An 18260-nucleotide genomic window follows, 5' to 3' on the forward strand; every position below is an offset into this window, starting at 1 on the left:
GAAATTACCATCCTTGATTAATTCCATTTTTAACTACTTCCTCGTATTTATCTTTGTCAAAACGATATAAAAAGGGGGCCTTGTGGGCTACATTACTTTTCTTTTCGTCTAGTTTTACTAGTATTCCTATGGCAGTGATTTTACGAAGAAAATTACGTCGATCTAATTTTTTACCTAGAATCGTTTCGTATAATTTTTGCAGCTCTGGAATTGTGAATTTTTCAGGTAATAAGTTGTAGCCTACTGGCATTAAATTTAATTCCATGCGCAGAGTTTCTAGCGCTTTGTCTAAAATTAATTTGTGATCCAAAATTAATTCGGGTACAGCGTGATGATCAATCCATTCTACAAATTTGTTATCGTTATCTAGTGGCGGAACGGTTTTCTGAAAATCAACTAAAGCATAATAACCTACAGTTACAAAGCGCTGTGTATACCAGTGACCTTGGTCAACCGGGATGTCGAAAAAATTTAAAACCTGTTCGCTAAAATGATATTCATTACGATTAACCGCTCCAAAAGTCCCAAACTGTCTCAGAAAGATGCCTTTTAAACCCGTCCGACCTTGTAAAACTGTAGTAGCAGCTTGATCAATATCTTCATTAATTGGCACAAAACCTCCTGGCAGTGACCATTTATCATCATACTGTGTTTTTATAAGTAACACCTTTAATTGATTATCATGAAACCCAAAGATGACACAATCAATAGATAATCCGGGTTGGTATTTCTCAGAATTTTCTAAAACAGACTTCAACATGCGTTTGTTATTCTTTTATAGTTTGAATATTAACCGCAATTTAGTTCATTTTTTTTTAACGCATATTGCCGTCCAAAACCCACAATATTTATTGACTTAACAAATGTTAGCTTTTTCAGCATAAAAAAACCGCCTCCAGATTTCCTTGGAGACGGTATACTATATATGAATGTCTAATTGTCTATATTATAGCAGTTCAAATGAATCTTTCAATCGAATATCAGCCGAAGATGATCCAATCATCAAATCAAAATCACCCGGTTCTACAACCCAATTGACTTCATTATTATAAAAAGATAGTTTTTCTTTGTCAATATTAAAACGGACTGTCTTACTCTCTCCTGCGTTTAATTTTATTTTTTGAAAATCCTTTAATTCAAGAATTGGACGCACTACTGACCCTACTTTATCTCTTATATAAAGCTGTACCACTTCTTCACCAGTAAATTTTCCACTGTTCTTAATGGTCATTGTAACTTCCAGTATCTCCGAACTTTTAAGTTTTTTTGTAGACAATTTTAAATCACTGTAATCGAAAGTCGTATAACTTAATCCATATCCAAATGGAAACTTCGGACTGTTTTTCAAATCAATGTACGCTGATACGTAATTAGTTGCACTTTCATTTGGAGCCGGTCTTCCCGTATTGAAATGATTGTAATATATAGGCAGTTGCCCTTCGTCTCTTGGAAAACTCATTGGCAATTTTCCTGCAGGATTATAATCTCCAAAAACAACATCGGCAATAGCATTCCCAGCTTCGGTTCCCAACCACCATGTATACAGTATAGTAGGAACGTTATCAGCAGTCCAGTTAAAAACTAGAGGCCTTCCTGCATTGATCAAAACCACCACAGGTTTCCCCGTAGCCTGAATCGCTTTTACAAGATCTTCCTGAACACCTGGCAAATGAATATTACTGCGACTTTTAGCTTCACCGCTCATATCCCTTTTTTCACCTATACTCAAAATCACCACATCAGCTTGCTTAGCTATAGCAACTGCCTCTGCAAAGCCATTTCGATCTTCTCCTTCAATTTCACAACCTTTAGCGTAAAGTAATTTAGTAGTAGATCCAACTTTATTCTGTAGGCCTTCCCACTGCGATATAACGTGTTTATCATAATCTAAATCAGGCAATTCAACAGACCAGAATCCCATATTCTCCTTTCGCTCTTTGACTAATGGACCTATAAAAGCTATGGTTTTAGTTTGTTTTGAAAGTGGTAAAATACTCTTATCATTCTTCAGCAAAACAATACTTTTTGCAGCAATCTCCCTAGCTATTTTCCTATGTTCAGGATTATTTAATGCCGCTTTTTCTCGCTCTGGATTACAATATTTATAAGGGTCTTCAAATAAACCCAGCTCAAATTTCTTGCGTAAGATTCTCTTTACTGCATCATCAATAATGGCCATTGGCACTTTATTTTCTTTGACCAATTCAGCTAAATGGTAACGGTACGCATTGCTTTCCATATCCATATCGCTCCCAGCTGTTATAGCTGATAATGCAGCTGCTTTATTATCTTTAGCGTAACCATGAGCGACCATTTCTCCAATAGAACCCCAATCGGATACCACAAAACCTTGGAAATTCCATTTGCCTTTCAGTATATCTCTCTGCAAATGCTTATTTGCAGTAGCAGGAATCCCATTTAAGTCGTTAAATGAGTTCATAAAAGTGGCAGCACCAGCATCTAATGCTGCTTTAAAAGGAGGCAAATAGGTTTCCCAAAGCATTCTTTCACTCATATCCACTGAGTTGTAATCTCGCCCACCTACGGCAGCTCCATAAGCTGCAAAATGTTTTACACAGGCCATTACCGAGTTGATATCACCAAGCGTTCCTTGAAAACCTTTTACTCTCGCATAGGCTATTTTTGACCCTAAATAAGTATCTTCTCCTGCCCCTTCCATCACTCGGCCCCATCGAGGATCTCGTGAAATATCCACCATTGGCGCAAAGGTCCAATGTATACCACTTGCAGAAGCTTCAACGGCCGCTACACGAGCGGTTAATTCCATAGCTGCTAAATCCCAACTTGCCGCCTCTGCCAAAGGAATAGGAAAAGTAGTTTTATAACCATGAATCACATCTTGACCAAATAGCAATGGGATTTTTAGTCGGGATTGCATTGCTAATTCTTGGTATTGTCTCGTATGATCAGTTCCAATAACATTTAGCATGGAACCTATTAAGCCAGATTTAATCTCTTTTTCCTTATTTGGATTGATCGTTATAGGTCCAGTTGCCTGATTGTCTCCCGTATATTGGTTCAATTGTCCAATTTTTTCCTCCAAAGTCATTTGCTTTAGTAAGGCAGTAATTTTTTGATCTATAGATTGCTGTGCCACTCCTAGAAAGGAAACGAACAACAGTAGTAAAGTGGTGGTCTTTTTCATTGGTATTGATTTGTATTGTAAGAATAGTAATTTGGTTATCTAAGCTAATTGCAAAAGGAATATTTTGAAGAGTTCATTTCTAATGTAGTTGCTGGTTCAACAATATGGTTTTGAAACTTCTTCCCAGCTAAAACATCTTTTAAGAATTCCAAAACGTATTTAGGCTCTTTCTCAAACAAATATCCAGAAAACTCATGTCCCCCGCCGCAATATGTAATTAACTCAATTCCTTTATTAAATTGTGAAGCATATTTATATATAGAATAGGAACCGAACAACATCAGCCAGCCTGATGCATTAGTAGGACAACTGTGATGTGCCGCTGTAGCATAGGGAACAGTTTTATCAGCGCTACCGTGTGCTAACAGCATTGGGATACAGTTTTTATCAGTAATTAAATTCTCATCCATAATGGCCCCTGATCCTCCAATAAATCCAGCATATTTAAAATTAGCTGGCACATTATTATCATATAAGTTCATCAACTTATAATCCCAATAACTAGCATGAAAACCAATTTCTGCACCAGCGCTTATGCCACTTATAAAAACTTTAGAGGTGTCAATATTGTACGTATCTGCATTTTTTAACATATAAGAAGTCGCTTGCCACATATCGCTTACACCTATTTGAATTGCTTTTATTTTTTCCGTTAGCATACCGTCACAACTAAATTTTTTGTCCTTCATGTATAAGGTATAGGAAATACTTGCCGCCGCATACCCATTTTGGGCTAACAATTTGCAAAATTCTTTAGCACTACTACGATCACCACCTGAGAAACCTCCTCCAAAAGCAAAAAGTACTAGCGGTGTTTTTTGATTGTTTGTCTTTTGAGGCAAATACAAATCCAAATCAAGTTTCAGACTATCATTTTGGAAATAAGTTAACGTTTTAACCTCTTGCGCTAAAGCGCTATTCATTAAAAAGCCACTGAAAAATAGCAGTAAAAAAAGTTTACATCTTTTCATAGTATTCGTTATTTGTTACCAAATATAGGTCGCTACTGCACCCGATTCTAAACTCGTAGTCACTCTTTGTTGATTGACCTCAATATTGAAGGTTTCGGTATTTTCACCATCATTTAAAGCTACTAAAACAATTTTCCCCTCAGGGGTTTTAAAGGCAACATTAGTTATCTTGTCAATTAAATTACTAGCTATTCTTATGGAGCCATCCGGAACAAACTTAGCAGCATGCCCTATGATATAGTAACCCACTTCTCTTTTAATAATGCCTTTACTATCTATCATCAATGCCCCTTTGCAGGTACTGCAGCCGCCAGGTGTATATGGCTTATAAAACTCATCATTGGCTAAACCCCAAGACAGCGCATTTTTACTCCAATTGCGCATAGAACCAATAACTACATTTTTAACCGTCCATCTTAAATCGTCTTCAAAACTACTGTTAGAACCAGTGTATTGCTCTGTAAAGTAAACATTTTTATCAGGGTAAGCATCATGAACTGTTGTAAGCGCGCTAATATCTCCTTCATATAAATGAAAAGCTGATCCATCGACAAAAGGATATGCCTTACTATCTTTTAATATCGTCAAAGGGTACTCTGGTTTATTGCAATTGTGATCATAAGTTACAATTTTAGTTTTTAACTTGGCTTTTTGAAAAGCAGGACCTAAGTTATTTTTGACGAAATCTGCCTGTTCTAATGCGGTCATATACATACTAGGATTGTTTCCAGGATGCAAAGGTTCATTTTGTGGTGTTATCGCATCAATTATAATACCCTGAGCTTTCATTTCCAGTATGTATTTCACAAAATAATTAGCATATACTTCATAATATTGGGGAAGCAAACTGCCTCCTTTAGAACTGCCATTATCTTTCATCCATACTGGCGGAGACCAAGGTGAACCCATAATCTTAATATCTGAATTTATAGCAATAATTTGCTTTAGTACCGGAATTACATCTTTTTTATCTGGACCAAAATCAAAATGTTCTAAAGTTAAATCAGTTTCTCCAGCTGGTAAATCATCATATGAAAATACCGCTTCATTCAAGTCTGACGCACCAATACTTATACGTAAATAACTGATGCCAATACCATTGCCTTTTGAAGTGAATAACTCATTTAACAATGCCACCTTAGCCGACTTATCTAGAGAATTGATAACAGAAGCACTTCCGCCCGTTAAACTAAAGCCAAAACCATCAATAGTTTGAAACATTTTTGACTCATCGATTAAAATTGTAGGATTAGCATTAATAAGTGACGTAGAAGACAAAAGATCTTGTTGTTTCACTAACTTCACCGTTTGATCACTTTTAGTCAACCAATTCTCAACTGTTGCATTATGTGATTTATTTATTGATGAACCGCATTTAACATGCAATCCTACAACCGCCATAATCAATAATACTCTAAGACATTTCTGTGGTGTTATCATTCTATTTTTTTAAATTTAATTCGACAAAAACGGCTAAGTGATCAGATGGATATCTTAAATCCTTTGAGTCACTTAGCACCGCATATTTTTTTACTTCAAACTTATTTTTCTTTGACAAGAAAATATAATCAATTCGCTTAGTCACCGCTTCATTGTGTTTAAAACCATTAAAGGTGCCATCAGGACCGAAGGGTTTTTCTACTGAAATAGTTTTAGCATCATCCATTTCATTTTTTAATGCAATCAATCGTACTTCATCAGGTTCAGTGTTAAAATCTCCCATGAATATTACAGGAAAATTATTTTTATTCAGCAGTCTGATCTTGGCAAGAATTAATTCAATACCTTTTGTTTTTGCCTCTTCTCCCACATGATCCAGATGAGTATTAAACACCCAAAACTGTTGTTTTGATTGATTGTCTTTAAAAAGTGCATAAGTACACACTCGATTATAAGCAGCATCCCAACCTTTAGAGATTTCACTTGGCGTGTCAGAAAGCCAAAAAGTATTAAACTCTTTAAGTTCAAATTTCTCCTTTTTAAAATATATATTTGAAGATTCTCCTTTCCCCTCCCCTTCTCTGGCTACACCAATAGTATTATACTCTTTTAATGCAGTAGAAATATCCTTCACCTGATTAGGTTTAGCTTCCTGAATCCCAAAAATATCGGGTTCATAAAACAGTATCTGGGATAAGAAAAAGTCTTTTCGATTTGGCCAAGCGTTTTCTCCATCACTTTCAATATCCAACCGAATATTATAGGTCATCACTTTTAATGGTTGAGCAGCTAAAAATAAATTCATGAAAGTAAAAAGTATTGAAAACCCTATTTTATGTTTTGCATTCATTTTCGAAAATTTATAAAATGATTATAACAGTCTGTAATTCTATCTTAAAATAACTACAAGTAAAGGTATCACTAAATACAATATCAGATTAGTTATAAACTCTAACATAATCTACCTCAAATGTGGTTTGTGTAAATTCAGGATCTATAACTCCTCCAAAATCCCCTCCTATAGCAGTATTAATAATTAGAAAAAAGTTGTCATTAAATGGCAAACTATTAGTATTCGTAAAGCTATAAAATAGCTGGCCATCCACAAAGAATTTAATAGACGCAGCAGTCCATTCACAGGCATAAATATGAAATTCTGTTGAGGCATTATTAATCATGACAGTACCTCCATCAGCATTCCCTCCTGAGTGACCAGGATGATGCAGGGTACCATAAATTTTATTAGGTGTCTTACCTACATGTTCCATAATGTCTATTTCACCACTAGCCGGCCAGCCTACTGAACTTATTTTATCACCTAACATCCATAATGCAGGCCAAGTTCCTTTTCCTTCTGCTAATTTTGCCCGTATTTCTACTCTCCCATATTTAAAGGAAAATTTATCTTTGCTGAGTATTCTTGCTGAGGTATAACTACTTCCGCTGAAATTCTCTTTGATAGTTTTAATTTTCAAAAAGCCATTTGCTACAATGACATTTTCAGGTCTACTAGTGTAATACTGAGATTCATTATTACCCCAGCCACCAGCACCCAAATCGTAACCCCATTTTGAAGGATTAGGAGCACCATCTATATCAAATTCATCTGACCAAATCAAATTTGATTTTACAAAAACAGTCATCAAACTTGTTGTACTAACAAAGGCTGTTTTGTTATAAGCTGAGACTGTTACTGTATTTGAATTGGTTCCTGAAGCAGTAAATACATATGTTAACTCTCCGTCTAATGACTCTTGCACTTTCCCGTTTATTAGAAATTTATAAGAAGTTGCGTTTTCTGCAAAGGCTTTAAAACGAACTTCGCCACTCCCATTGCCATCGGGCATTTGTGTCGTTTTGCCTACAACATCAGCGGTTACAGTTAGGTTAGAGGGTTTTAAAAAATTAGTCGTATCAGTATCATTATTCGCACTGCTACAAGATTGAACTATAAATAATAGGACAACTAATAGAAAATTATTTTTTATCATGATTTTAATTTTTTGAAAAAACGCCATTACTTTTTGTGGTATTTAACCTTCTTAAAATCTAAATAATTCAGATTAAAGCCTCCTTGATCACAAATAACTTTAATTTTATGAATCCCTTTTTTAAGTTTTACATTAGGTACCACAATGGAAGCCCAAATTCCGTAATTTCCCGTTGGAGGTAAGAACACACTCTTTGAAAGTAAACCATTTTCATCTTCTAAATGAATTTTACCTTTTTTATTGGCGCTAGAATATCGTACAGCAACATTAAAATGAGTTGGTTCACTAACCTCAACAGTAAATAAAAGCCATTCTTTATCTTCAATAAAAGACACTTGATAACCGTTTGTTATACTATCATTGCATCTTAAGATATCTACACCATCATTTCGCATTACTTTGCCTTTGTTCCATTCACCAAAGGTTCCGGTATCAATTCGATAATTTACAAAATCAGTATCTGCATAAGCATAGCCATTAGTTCCCAGATCATATTCTGTTGCGAAAATCTTTCTTGGCAATAGGTTTCTTTTATACGCTTTCGTTTCATTAGTTTGCACCTGCCTGAACATCGCATCTACTACATCAGGCTTAGTGGTCACATTTTCGATTTTATAATTTGCAGCTAATTGCATCAATGCTGCTTTGGCAAACTCTTTAGTAGGTTGTTCTCCCCCATTTTTCCAAAATTCGAGTAATTTATCATATTCAGCTGTTTTAGTCACTGATGCTACCCCTGCTATGTTATCTACTTTTTTCATTGGCCAAAACGCCCAACCAATATTCTGTGATTCTACTAAGGAAATAACATCTTTGAACCAAACGTTAGAATTCTCACCACTTTCCCCTAACCATATTGGGACATTATATTGTTCCCTATAATCCAACATCTTTTGAATAGCTGCTTTATTATTATAGTTCCAATATTTATGAAAACTCAACACCATATTAGTATCCCACAGTGGGAATATACCATTGTAGTTATTACCCCAACAATTACCCTCAATAATGATCATATGATTTTGATCTACTTCCCTAATCGCTTTTGTTACAGCGATCATTAAAGTTCGCAGAGGAGCATTTGAAGCTTCGTCACAACCATTAGAATTACTTCCGGTGAAGTTCCAGTTAGGTTCGTTTATAATGTCATACGCGCCTATCCAAGGATTGTCTTTATAGCGTTCTGCTAGTTTTCGCCATAAGGCAATCATCTTTTTTTGATTGGCTTCACTTTCCCATAAAGAAGGTTTGCTCTCATCATAATCAGATATGGCAGCATCTTTCCCTTGTCCGCCCGGAGCAGCATGCAGATCCAAAATTAAATACATTTTATTTTCAGCACACCATTTTAATAACTCATCCGTCATTTTAAAGCCCTCTTCATTCCAAGTAATGGACGCATTCTTTTCATTTTCTATTGCAGGCGTATACAAGTTGTAATGCATGGGTAACCGTACTGAATTGAATCCCCATGCGGCTAAAGAATCAATATCTCTTTTAGTAATTCCGTTTGCTTTGTAAGCTTCATAAAATTCAGCTGTATTTGCCTTACCTATAAGTGCTTCAATTTTTTGTTTAATTACATACTGAGGACTAGCAAAAGGCTGGGTTTGCAACATATAACCTTCTTGTACCATCCAGCCGCCAAGTCCTAAACCTCGTAATAATACATTATTTTGATTTCCATCTACTATATCCTTGCCTTTGCTATGTAAAAAACCTTGTCCAAAAGAAAGCATTGAGCTTAGTAGCAAAACTGCTATTGTACTTATTTTCATAATTATTTATAGTTTTAGTATGCTATTATTCCCAGACATAAGTTGCCACGGAGCCAGAGTCAAGCGAGCACGTTACCCATTTTCCATTAAACTTAATATTAAACAGCTGGTTAGTATCTCCATCATTTTCTACGATTAACACTTTCTTACCTGAAGGTGTTTTAAAAGCAACGTTCTGTAAGTTTCCGCTAGTATTGCTTGCTATTCTAATCGAATTTTGAGGAACAAATTTAGAAGCATGCGCTATAATATAATAAGCAACATTACGCTCTATGGCCTCGCTTGAATTTATGGTCAAAGCTCCTTTACAAGTAGTACAACCTCCATTAGTATGCGGTCCAAAAGAACCATTGTTAGCAAGATTCCATTCTAATGCATTTTTACTCCAGTTGCGCATGGAACCAACAATTACATTTTTTAAATGCCATTTTAAATCCCCACTAAAACTCCCTGTAGAGCCCGTAAATTGTTCTGTGAAATATACATTTTTAGTTGGGAATGCATTGTGCACAGTAGTTAAAGCGCTAATATCTCCAGCATATAAATGAAAAGCTGACCCATCAACAAATGAATTTGCTACAGCATCACTTAAGACAGTAATGGGATATTGTGTGTTATCACAATTATGGTCGTACGCTATTATTTTAGTACTAATGTTGTTGGCCTTAAAAGCAGGTCCTAAATTATTTTTTATAAAATTAGTTTGCTCTATTGCGGTCATAACCATACTCGGATTATTCCCTCCATGCAAAGGTTCATTTTGCGGTGTTAAGGCATCAATCGTAATTCCTTCTAATTTCATTTGTTGGATATACTTAACTAAATATTGTGCATAAACCTGATAATATTGCAGTTGCAAACTCCCTCCTATAAAGTTGTTTTTATCTTTCATCCATAATGGCGCTGTCCACGGCGTAGCTACTATTTTAATCTGAGGGTTGATGGCTAGGATTTCTTTTAATAAAGCAATGACTGTATTTTTATCAGGATTTAAACTAAACTTATTTAGACTTAAATCAGTATCTCCTGCAGGAATATCATCGTAGGTAAACGAACTTTCATTTAAATCTGATGCACCAACGCTAATTCTTAAATAACTAATCCCAATACTGTTCTCTGCATTGCCAAACAATTCTTGTAAAAGTTCCTTCTTCTTTTGCGCTGTTAATTGATTAATAACTTGAGCACTTCCACCAGTTAAGGTAAAACCAAAACCATCAATTGATTGATATTCTTGAGAAGAATTTACCTCGATATTAGGATAAGCATTCACTGACGTCCCAAAACCCAATACTGTTGTTTGTTTTTTTAATGTGACTGTTTGATCTCCCTTTGTTAACCAAAAGTCAACATCGTTAGCCACCACTACTGGCGGATTTGGCGAAGTGGGAGGACTTACTACAGGATCAACTGTATCATTTGAGGATGAACAATTAGATTGCAGACAGACAACAGTCAGCAACAATAATAGCTTTGTGGTATTCTTTAAAATATCAATCATTTGATGCCTTTTTATATTAATAAACTAAAGTTTGAATTCCGTGTGCAGGAATAACCGCAACCGTTTTTTGATTACCAATAAATAAGTTATAAGTAACTGCTACATCACTTTGATTCATAACTACAGTGGCCATTTTACCGTTAACATTCAGAAATGAGGTGCTTAACAAAGTACTTCTACTCGAAGCAGAACTAACACGTCTAGCGTCTGGCTGAATATATTTGGAGAAGTGTCCTATATAATAGTAAGAAGGGGTATAAATTAATTCCCCTGTTGTGGTATCCGCGTGTATTGGTGCAAAACAAAAATTCCCCACATGGTTTGGCCCTCCATTTTGATCTAAAAGTATGTTCCAATCAGTCCACCCGACTGTTCCATTATTAAAGTCATTAATCATAGAGGTTCCGTAACGTTCTGCATTAGGCCAAAACTGATACTTTTTTGCATCAAATTTTTCGACACAACCTTCAGTGAACAGCAGTTTTTTATCCGGATATGCTTCTTGAACTTTTCGTACATTATCAAACATTGGTGTTCCACCGGCCCAAGTTTCATACCAATGAAAACCCATTCCCCAAGCGTACTTTGCAGCTTCTGGATCTGAGAATATGGTGTTTGCTCTTTGATTCATCAAGTCTCGGTTGTGATCCCAAACAACAATTTTCTTATCGCCAAGCCCTTCCTTTTTTAATGTAGGACCAAGAAAATTTTTCAAGAAATCTCTTTCGGCTTCAGCAGAATACACACAAGATTCCCAGGTTTGAACAGCCATTGGCTCGTTTTGAATAGTCAATCCCCAAATAGGCATGCCTTCTTTTTCGTACGCTTTAATAAATTTAGCATAATAGCTCGCCCAAGATTGATAAAACTCTGGAAGCAACGTACCTCCTTTTAACATTTGCTGATTGCTTTTCATGAACGAGGGTGGACTCCAAGGTGAAACATACAATAGTAGTTTACCCCCAGCCGTTGTAATGGCTTCCTTGATCATCGGAATACGGTATTTGCGATCATGATCGATATTGAAGGTTTTTAATTCTTTATCTCCCTCTTCAATATAGGTATAACTGCCACTGCTAAAGTCAGAACTGTGTATGGTTGTTCTTAACAACGAGTAGCCAATACCTTTGCTTTTATCATAATAGGCATTCATAAACTCCAGTTGTTTTGCTTTAGATAATTTTGCAAAAACCTCGGCACTAGCATCTGTTATTGCTCCTCCAATTCCCAAAAATTTTTGAAACTTTTTATCGGGTTCCACAAAAACCGAGATTTCTGTCTCCTTTGGCTGCACCGCTTTAGAGAACACTAATTCATCTGTTAGCGTAAGCCTTAAATCAGAATTTTCTGCTGTAGTATAAACGCTAACCGTTTTTCCAATTGTACTAAATGATCTGTACTCTTTCTTCTGCTTTTGCTGCTGTGCAACTGCTGGTAAGCAAAGCATAACGCAAAATATCTTGATCCAAATTTTCTTCATCAATTCCATTTTTTTATTCTCAAAAGCTTCTGATTTATTAAAAAGCCTTTCTTGTTTTTTCTTTTCGAATAAAAAATAGCCCATAGTCAAAAAGATTATGGACTATTTTTACCAACTTAACCCAAACAATATTATTTTAATTCCCCCTCATTTCAACATTTGTAATAGTGATACCATTAGGTGTAAATCCGTTTCCACCACTTCTAAATAACAAATAGATAGTGCCTGATGTATCAAATTTCACAACATTACTTACTGTTTTAGTTCTATCATTTTTAATACAGCCCACTACAGATAATTTACCTGAAAACTGACTTGTTCCGCAGCCATCCCAAGTACTTATTCCCATAACTTTATTGTCTTTGTACTCTACTCCTTGTACCGGTGGTGTTTTTCCAGCGTATACTTCAAACCAAGTTTCTGATGAAGCGCCACCAGAAATAAGCATATCAATACGATATTCTTTATCTTTTACTACTTCAATCGCTTGATAAATACCTTGCTGGTTCCACCCAGAAGCTTTTATAGTAGCACTACCAGCATTAAAAGTCCAAGCAGCACCAGAAGCACTAATATTTAGTTTTGTCCATTTAGCTTGGTCAGCGGCATCTAAAAATTTACCTCCTTTTACAATATTTCCTTTTACTGGATCAGAAGTCGCTACAACTACTTCTTGCGAAGTTGAATTACTTAAACCACCTCTTCCGATAGCTTTATGAGTTATCGTATAAGTACCTGCGTCTGGAAAACTAGCCTCTTCAGTCATTTTACCAGCAAACTCACCATCACCAAAATTCCACACGGATTGAATAACATTGTTTGGCTGAGCTTGTAAACTGTAAGTATTAACCTTTCCCTCTACCGGTTTAATAGTAAAAGTAGCGTCTACATTAGCATCAGACAAACCATTGCCTTCCCCTACATCTTCAGGCTGACAGCTACTTAATAAACCTAAAGCTGCAACAACAAACAGCATATAAACTGGTCTTTTTAATATGATATTTAAATTCATAATTATTTATTTTTTAGCAATTAGTTATAATTAGGATTTTGTACAATTTTAGTATTCTCTAATTCTTTTAAAGGAATTGGCCATATTTCATTTTTACCCGCAGTAAAACCTCTACTACTTAAAACAGCTGCTGCCTGCCCAGTTCTTACTAAGTCAAACCAGCGATGACCTTCACCTGCTAATTCTAATCTACGTTCGGCTAAAATGGCACTTGTAGATACAGGAACTGGTGCTAAACCTACTCTTGCTCTCACTGCATTTAATAAAGCTTGTGCTCTTGCACCAGAACCACCTAATGCTTCAGCTTCCATTAAATAAGTATCTGCTAAACGAATTGCGTATACATTTTGCTTATAATTTAAAACCGATGCTCCACCACCAGTAGAAACATCTGATGTTAAAGGCATGAATTTTTTCAAGAAATAACCAGTATCCTTATATCCCGGAGAATAGTCAGCTAAACCTGCTGCTTTTAAAGCTTTCATATCAACAACTGTAGCATTGAATCTTGGATCTAATTTTAACGCATCATACAAACTTTGTGAGAGTGTATTAAAACTCCATCCTGAGGCATAATCTGGTGCGGTTGAGTTTGTAGTACGGGAAAATCCTCTAGGACCTACCATAACATTTACACTATTTCCTTCGTCTGAACCAGATCCCCAGTTGCCCCAGTCAGCATTACTTTTATCAGTATGTGTTATTTCAATTATAGCTTCACTATTGAACTTGTTACTAATTACCCATAAATCAGAAAAATTGTTTACTAATTTATACCCGTATATACTAGTTGCTCCAGGAGTACCGTTGACAACTGCTAATTCTGCCGCTGCTTGTGTGTTTTTCCCTTCATACAAATACACTTTTCCTAACAAAGCTTGCACTGAACCTTTAGTAAAGCGTCCTGCTTCATTATTAACATCCGTCAATGTATTAGGCAAACCGCTCATGGCTTCCTGAAGATCTTTCTCAATTTGTGCATATACCTCCTCAGGACTAGACTGAACTACATTGTATATTTCACTAGGTAGAATAGGTGTAATAATTAATGGTATGTTTTTAAATGTTCGTACTAATTCAAAATAGTAATACGCACGTAAAGCTTTAGCTTCAGCAGTAAATCTAGTTTTCTTAGCAGCATCCATAGGTACATTTGGTAACTTTTGAAGTAAGATATTAGCTCTAAAAACACCTTGGTAAAAATCATTCCAAAAACTTCCTGGAATAGTTACTGGACTTATTGAGTAATCTGAAAACGATTGTATTCCTGTACCGTCGGTAGCTCCACCCCCACCGGCATAGAAATCATCTGATCCTGCATTTAACATACAAATCATATTTTCAAAACCTCTTGATTGCTTCCCTAAAACATCATACACAGCTACTAGCCCTGAATATGCTTCTACTTCATTCGTATAATAATTATCTTCTAATGCAGTTCCTTTAGGCTCTACATTTAAAAATTCCTCACTGCATGATGTTGCTGATAAAACTACAGCAAAAGCAATAACTGAATATTTTATATTTATAAGTTTCATAATAATATCTTTTATTAAAATTGTAAATTAACCCCTAACATGAATGTTCTTGCTTGTGGATAAAATCCTCTATCAATCCCCATAACACCTCCACCAATCTCTGGATCATAACCAGAATATTTAGTGAATGTGAATACGTTTTCACCTGTCAAATAAATTCTAGTTTTTTGTAAACCAGCTTTATTTATAATGTTACTTGGTAAAGTATATCCTAGTTGAATTGTTTTGAATCTTAAATAATCTCCGTCTTCTAAATAAAAATCTGATGGATTATTAAAGTTTTTATTGGTATCATTCGTCGTTAATCTAGGGAAAGTATTTGAAGTACCTTCACCTGTCCAACGGCCTAAAGCTGTAGTTTGATAATTAGCATTTCCAATATCTAACCTGCGTAAACCTTGGAAAATTTGGTTTCCGCTTGCTCCTTGAGCAAATACTAATAGATCAAAATTCTTGTAATCCAAGTTCAAGGTAAATCCAAAAGTATATTTTGGTATTGGTGTACCAATAAATGTTCGGTCATCTGAAGTAATTTCACCATCTCCGTTTACATCTGTCCAACGGAAGTCTCCTGGAACTGCATTAGGCTGTATCAAGCCTCCTTCGGTATTTGTGTAGGCATTAATTTCAGCTTGGTTTTGAAAAATTCCAGCCGTTTTAAAACCATAAAAAGCGTTGTAAGGGTGTCCAACTTCAACTCTAGTTATTGGATAGGTACTTGATTGCACAGTTTGCCCGCCAGATAAGAAATCGATTCCACTTCCTAAGTAAGTAACTTTATTATCAAGATAAGACACATTTGCGTTTAACGACATATTAACCTCTCCTACTTTTTTTCTATATCCTAGTTCAAAATCAATTCCTCTATTTTGCATGTCAGCTACATTTCCTACAGGATTACCCGTAGAACCTACATAACCTGGAATCGCAACATCTTGAAGAATACCCTTTGTTTTCTTGTCATACAAATCTACAGAAAGGTTATAATCATTAAATAAAGTCGCGTCAAAACCAATGTTAGTTTGACTCGTTTCTTCCCATTTTAAATCAGGATTTGATGGCGCATTAGGACTGTTACCAATTGTTACCGACCCTGAATTTCCTATGGTGTAGTTTCTACCTCCTCCAATAGTAGCCAAATACCTGAAGTCACCTATTGCATCATTCCCTGTAACTCCATAACCGCCTCTAAATTTCAATTGGTTCACAACTTCATTATCTTTCCAAAATCCTTCTTTTGAAGGCACCCATCCTAATGAAAACGATGGAAAAGTTCCATATTTGTTATTTGAACCAAAACGAGATGAACCATCTCTACGGATTATCCCTGTAACTAAATATTTCTCATTAAAATTGTAATTTAATCTAGAAAAAAGCGATGTTACAATATGTTCTGATCCCGTGTATGCGTATGCATCAATTTGATCTTTCGGAATACTATAATTGAATGATGCGTCTTTATAACTACTTACTGGGATATTGAAATAAGTCACCCCGCTACCGCTTGTTATATTATCCACATAAGTACCTTGCCCTATTAACACACTAAAGTTATGATCCTTTATATCTCTAGTATACGAAGCTATATTTTCTATATTCCATCCGAATCCCTTGCTTGAATTTCTAGACAAACTATTTTTAGCAACAATATAAGAAGCATTTAAATAAGCAACCGGCGTAAAACTCTCGTCACCCCAGTAAGCTAATTTACCACCAAGGGTACTTCTAAATTTAAGACCTGTGATAGGCTCTACTTCAACATAAGCATTTCCAACAAAATTATCAGACCACCCGTAATTACCTAATCGAGTTTGTATATAAGCTAATGGATTTGTCATTTCCTGACCTACAAAAGAAGAAATACCATAAGGATTTCCATTAGCATCTCTTATAACACCAGTATTTGTATAAGGAGCTTGATTTGCTAAAACAGGATCGGTTTCCACGATAGGAGTAATAGGGTCTAAATTAATTGCCGAACTCAATGGTCCTCCAAATTCACTATTTGTATTTCCAAGTCCAACATTCTTCTCTCTCGAATATCCTAAAGATTGTCCAAACGTGATTTTTTTAGAAATTTTATGGGTAGAATTTAATCGAATATTTTTTCTGATATAATTAGAGATGTCAGTGGCTACAATTCCTTCTTGATCAAGAAGGCCAAATGATAAATAAAAAGTAGAAACTTCACTTCCGCCACTTAAACTAACTTCATGACCAACGCGTTTTGCACTGTTATTAAAAATGGCATCTTGCCAATCAGTTCCTTTTCCTAAAGATGCTGGATTTGCAAATTTTATTCCACCACCACCAGCAACAGAGGATTCATTCATTAATGTAGCGTACTCTGTCGCGTTTAATAAATCCAGTTTTCTTGCCGGCGCAGAAATTCCTGTATAACCGTTGTAACTAACGCTAATTTTTCCAGATTTTCCTTTTTTAGTTGTCACTAGGATAACTCCAGTTGCAGCTCTTGCTCCATAAATAGCTTGTGAAGCAGCATCCTTTAACACCTCGATAGACGCTATGTCTGATTGATTTAAATATCCTATTCCACCAGCATCAACGACTACTCCATCAACAACCCATAACGGCTCGTTGTTTCCAAAAGTTGTAATACCTCTTACACGAATTGTCGCTGAAGATCCTGGTTGTCCAGAGTTTGCAGCAATCGTTAAACCAGAAACTCTACCTTGTAAAGACTGTTCAACTCTAGTTATAGGCAAATCATCTAAATCACTAGCTTTAATACTGGAAATTGCTCCTGTTACAACACTCTTTTTTTGAGTTCCATAACCTACCACAACTACCTCATTCAAATCCTGTGATTGTGATGTCAATTTAATTACCACTGATGATCTTCCTCTTATGGGTTCTGTAACCGAACCATAACCTATATAGCTGATCATCAAAACTCCGTTAGTTGGAGCTTGAATTTGAAACTTTCCATCAAAATCTGAAGAAGTGGATTTTGAACTTCCTTGTAATAAAATTGATGCTCCAGGAATAGGCATTCCACTTTCATCATTCACTGTTCCGCTTATTACAACATCTTGTGCTTGTGCATAAACTGAGAATAGTATCGATGAAAAACAAAAAATAAGTAATTTTGTTAATTTCATTTTTCTATAATTTTTGGTTAATTATTTAGTTATTTGATGCAATAATAACCTTATTTTTTCGGTATTAGCATTAATATTTTATTACAAAAACACATCAAAGGCAAAAAACAAACTAAACAAAAACACATCAAATAAAAAACAATGTATTGATTAACAGTATATTGAACTATAAAACTGAATATTATTAAAATGTTAAAAAATAAAACAAACACTACATTTAGTTGAAAACAATTATTTTAGCTATTATTGCCACATTATAAA

General features: G+C 35.4%; 12 protein-coding genes. All 12 read right to left on the minus strand.

Annotation, left to right across the window (positions count from 1 at the left end):
- Positions 1-4: 4 nt before the first annotated feature.
- The 12 genes from ACEN2K_RS11025 to ACEN2K_RS11080 all read right to left on the minus strand — a co-directional run bounded on the left by ACEN2K_RS11025 (position 5) and on the right by ACEN2K_RS11080 (position 17999).
- Positions 5-760 carry an NUDIX hydrolase gene (locus tag ACEN2K_RS11025; protein ID WP_441759374.1) on the minus strand — a complete coding sequence of 252 codons (756 nt, stop codon included), beginning with the start codon at positions 758-760 and terminating at the stop codon, positions 5-7.
- A gap of 186 nt (positions 761-946) precedes the next feature.
- The gene (gene bglX, locus ACEN2K_RS11030) at positions 947-3166 is read right to left on the minus strand and encodes a beta-glucosidase BglX (protein WP_441759375.1); all 2220 of its coding nucleotides are present in this window, start codon (positions 3164-3166) and stop codon (positions 947-949) included.
- A 44-nt stretch (positions 3167-3210) separates the two neighbouring features.
- The gene (locus ACEN2K_RS11035; protein ID WP_441759376.1) at positions 3211-4137 is read right to left on the minus strand and encodes an alpha/beta hydrolase; all 927 of its coding nucleotides are present in this window, start codon (positions 4135-4137) and stop codon (positions 3211-3213) included.
- Between the two features lie 15 nt (positions 4138-4152).
- Positions 4153-5577, minus strand: a complete 1425-nt coding sequence (locus ACEN2K_RS11040; RefSeq protein ID WP_441759377.1) for a glycoside hydrolase family 30 protein — start codon at positions 5575-5577, stop codon at positions 4153-4155.
- A 1-nt stretch (position 5578) separates the two neighbouring features.
- A complete protein-coding gene (locus ACEN2K_RS11045) occupies positions 5579-6427 on the minus strand; it encodes an endonuclease/exonuclease/phosphatase family protein (RefSeq protein WP_441759378.1) in 849 nt (282 codons plus the stop codon).
- Between the two features lie 88 nt (positions 6428-6515).
- Positions 6516-7568, minus strand: coding sequence for a glycoside hydrolase family 16 protein (locus ACEN2K_RS11050; RefSeq protein ID WP_441759379.1), 1053 nt, complete (start codon positions 7566-7568; stop codon positions 6516-6518).
- Between the two features lie 26 nt (positions 7569-7594).
- The gene (locus ACEN2K_RS11055; protein ID WP_441759380.1) at positions 7595-9346 is read right to left on the minus strand and encodes a cellulase family glycosylhydrolase; all 1752 of its coding nucleotides are present in this window, start codon (positions 9344-9346) and stop codon (positions 7595-7597) included.
- A 25-nt stretch (positions 9347-9371) separates the two neighbouring features.
- Positions 9372-10847, minus strand: coding sequence for a glycoside hydrolase family 30 protein (locus tag ACEN2K_RS11060; protein WP_441759381.1), 1476 nt, complete (start codon positions 10845-10847; stop codon positions 9372-9374).
- Between the two features lie 16 nt (positions 10848-10863).
- Positions 10864-12327, minus strand: a complete 1464-nt coding sequence (locus ACEN2K_RS11065) for a glycoside hydrolase family 30 protein (RefSeq protein WP_441759382.1) — start codon at positions 12325-12327, stop codon at positions 10864-10866.
- A 136-nt stretch (positions 12328-12463) separates the two neighbouring features.
- Entirely contained in the window at positions 12464-13339 is an 876-nt protein-coding gene (locus ACEN2K_RS11070) for a PKD domain-containing protein (RefSeq protein ID WP_441759383.1), read from the minus strand.
- A gap of 20 nt (positions 13340-13359) precedes the next feature.
- Positions 13360-14877, minus strand: coding sequence for a RagB/SusD family nutrient uptake outer membrane protein (locus tag ACEN2K_RS11075; protein ID WP_441759384.1), 1518 nt, complete (start codon positions 14875-14877; stop codon positions 13360-13362).
- A gap of 14 nt (positions 14878-14891) precedes the next feature.
- Entirely contained in the window at positions 14892-17999 is a 3108-nt protein-coding gene (locus tag ACEN2K_RS11080; RefSeq protein WP_441759385.1) for a SusC/RagA family TonB-linked outer membrane protein, read from the minus strand.
- Positions 18000-18260 lie beyond the last annotated feature (261 nt).

This window comes from Flavobacterium sp. W21_SRS_FM3 (assembly GCF_052113625.1).
In the GTDB taxonomy this organism is placed as follows: Bacteria; Bacteroidota; Bacteroidia; order Flavobacteriales; family Flavobacteriaceae; genus Flavobacterium.

Bases quoted from the DNA above. Each gene is read 5' to 3' on its own strand.
- ACEN2K_RS11080 (WP_441759385.1), bottom strand. From the start codon at position 17,999: ATGAAATTAACAAAATTACTTATTTTTTGTTTTTCATCGATACTATTC.
- ACEN2K_RS11050 (WP_441759379.1), bottom strand. From the start codon at position 7,568: ATGATAAAAAATAATTTTCTATTAGTTGTCCTATTATTTATAGTTCAA.
- ACEN2K_RS11045 (WP_441759378.1), bottom strand. From the start codon at position 6,427: ATGAATGCAAAACATAAAATAGGGTTTTCAATACTTTTTACTTTCATG.
- ACEN2K_RS11075 (WP_441759384.1), bottom strand. From the start codon at position 14,877: ATGAAACTTATAAATATAAAATATTCAGTTATTGCTTTTGCTGTAGTT.
- ACEN2K_RS11070 (WP_441759383.1), bottom strand. From the start codon at position 13,339: ATGAATTTAAATATCATATTAAAAAGACCAGTTTATATGCTGTTTGTT.
- ACEN2K_RS11055 (WP_441759380.1), bottom strand. From the start codon at position 9,346: ATGAAAATAAGTACAATAGCAGTTTTGCTACTAAGCTCAATGCTTTCT.
- bglX (WP_441759375.1), bottom strand. From the start codon at position 3,166: ATGAAAAAGACCACCACTTTACTACTGTTGTTCGTTTCCTTTCTAGGA.
- ACEN2K_RS11040 (WP_441759377.1), bottom strand. From the start codon at position 5,577: ATGATAACACCACAGAAATGTCTTAGAGTATTATTGATTATGGCGGTT.
- ACEN2K_RS11035 (WP_441759376.1), bottom strand. From the start codon at position 4,137: ATGAAAAGATGTAAACTTTTTTTACTGCTATTTTTCAGTGGCTTTTTA.
- ACEN2K_RS11065 (WP_441759382.1), bottom strand. From the start codon at position 12,327: ATGAAGAAAATTTGGATCAAGATATTTTGCGTTATGCTTTGCTTACCA.
- ACEN2K_RS11025 (WP_441759374.1), bottom strand. From the start codon at position 760: ATGTTGAAGTCTGTTTTAGAAAATTCTGAGAAATACCAACCCGGATTA.
- ACEN2K_RS11060 (WP_441759381.1), bottom strand. From the start codon at position 10,847: ATGATTGATATTTTAAAGAATACCACAAAGCTATTATTGTTGCTGACT.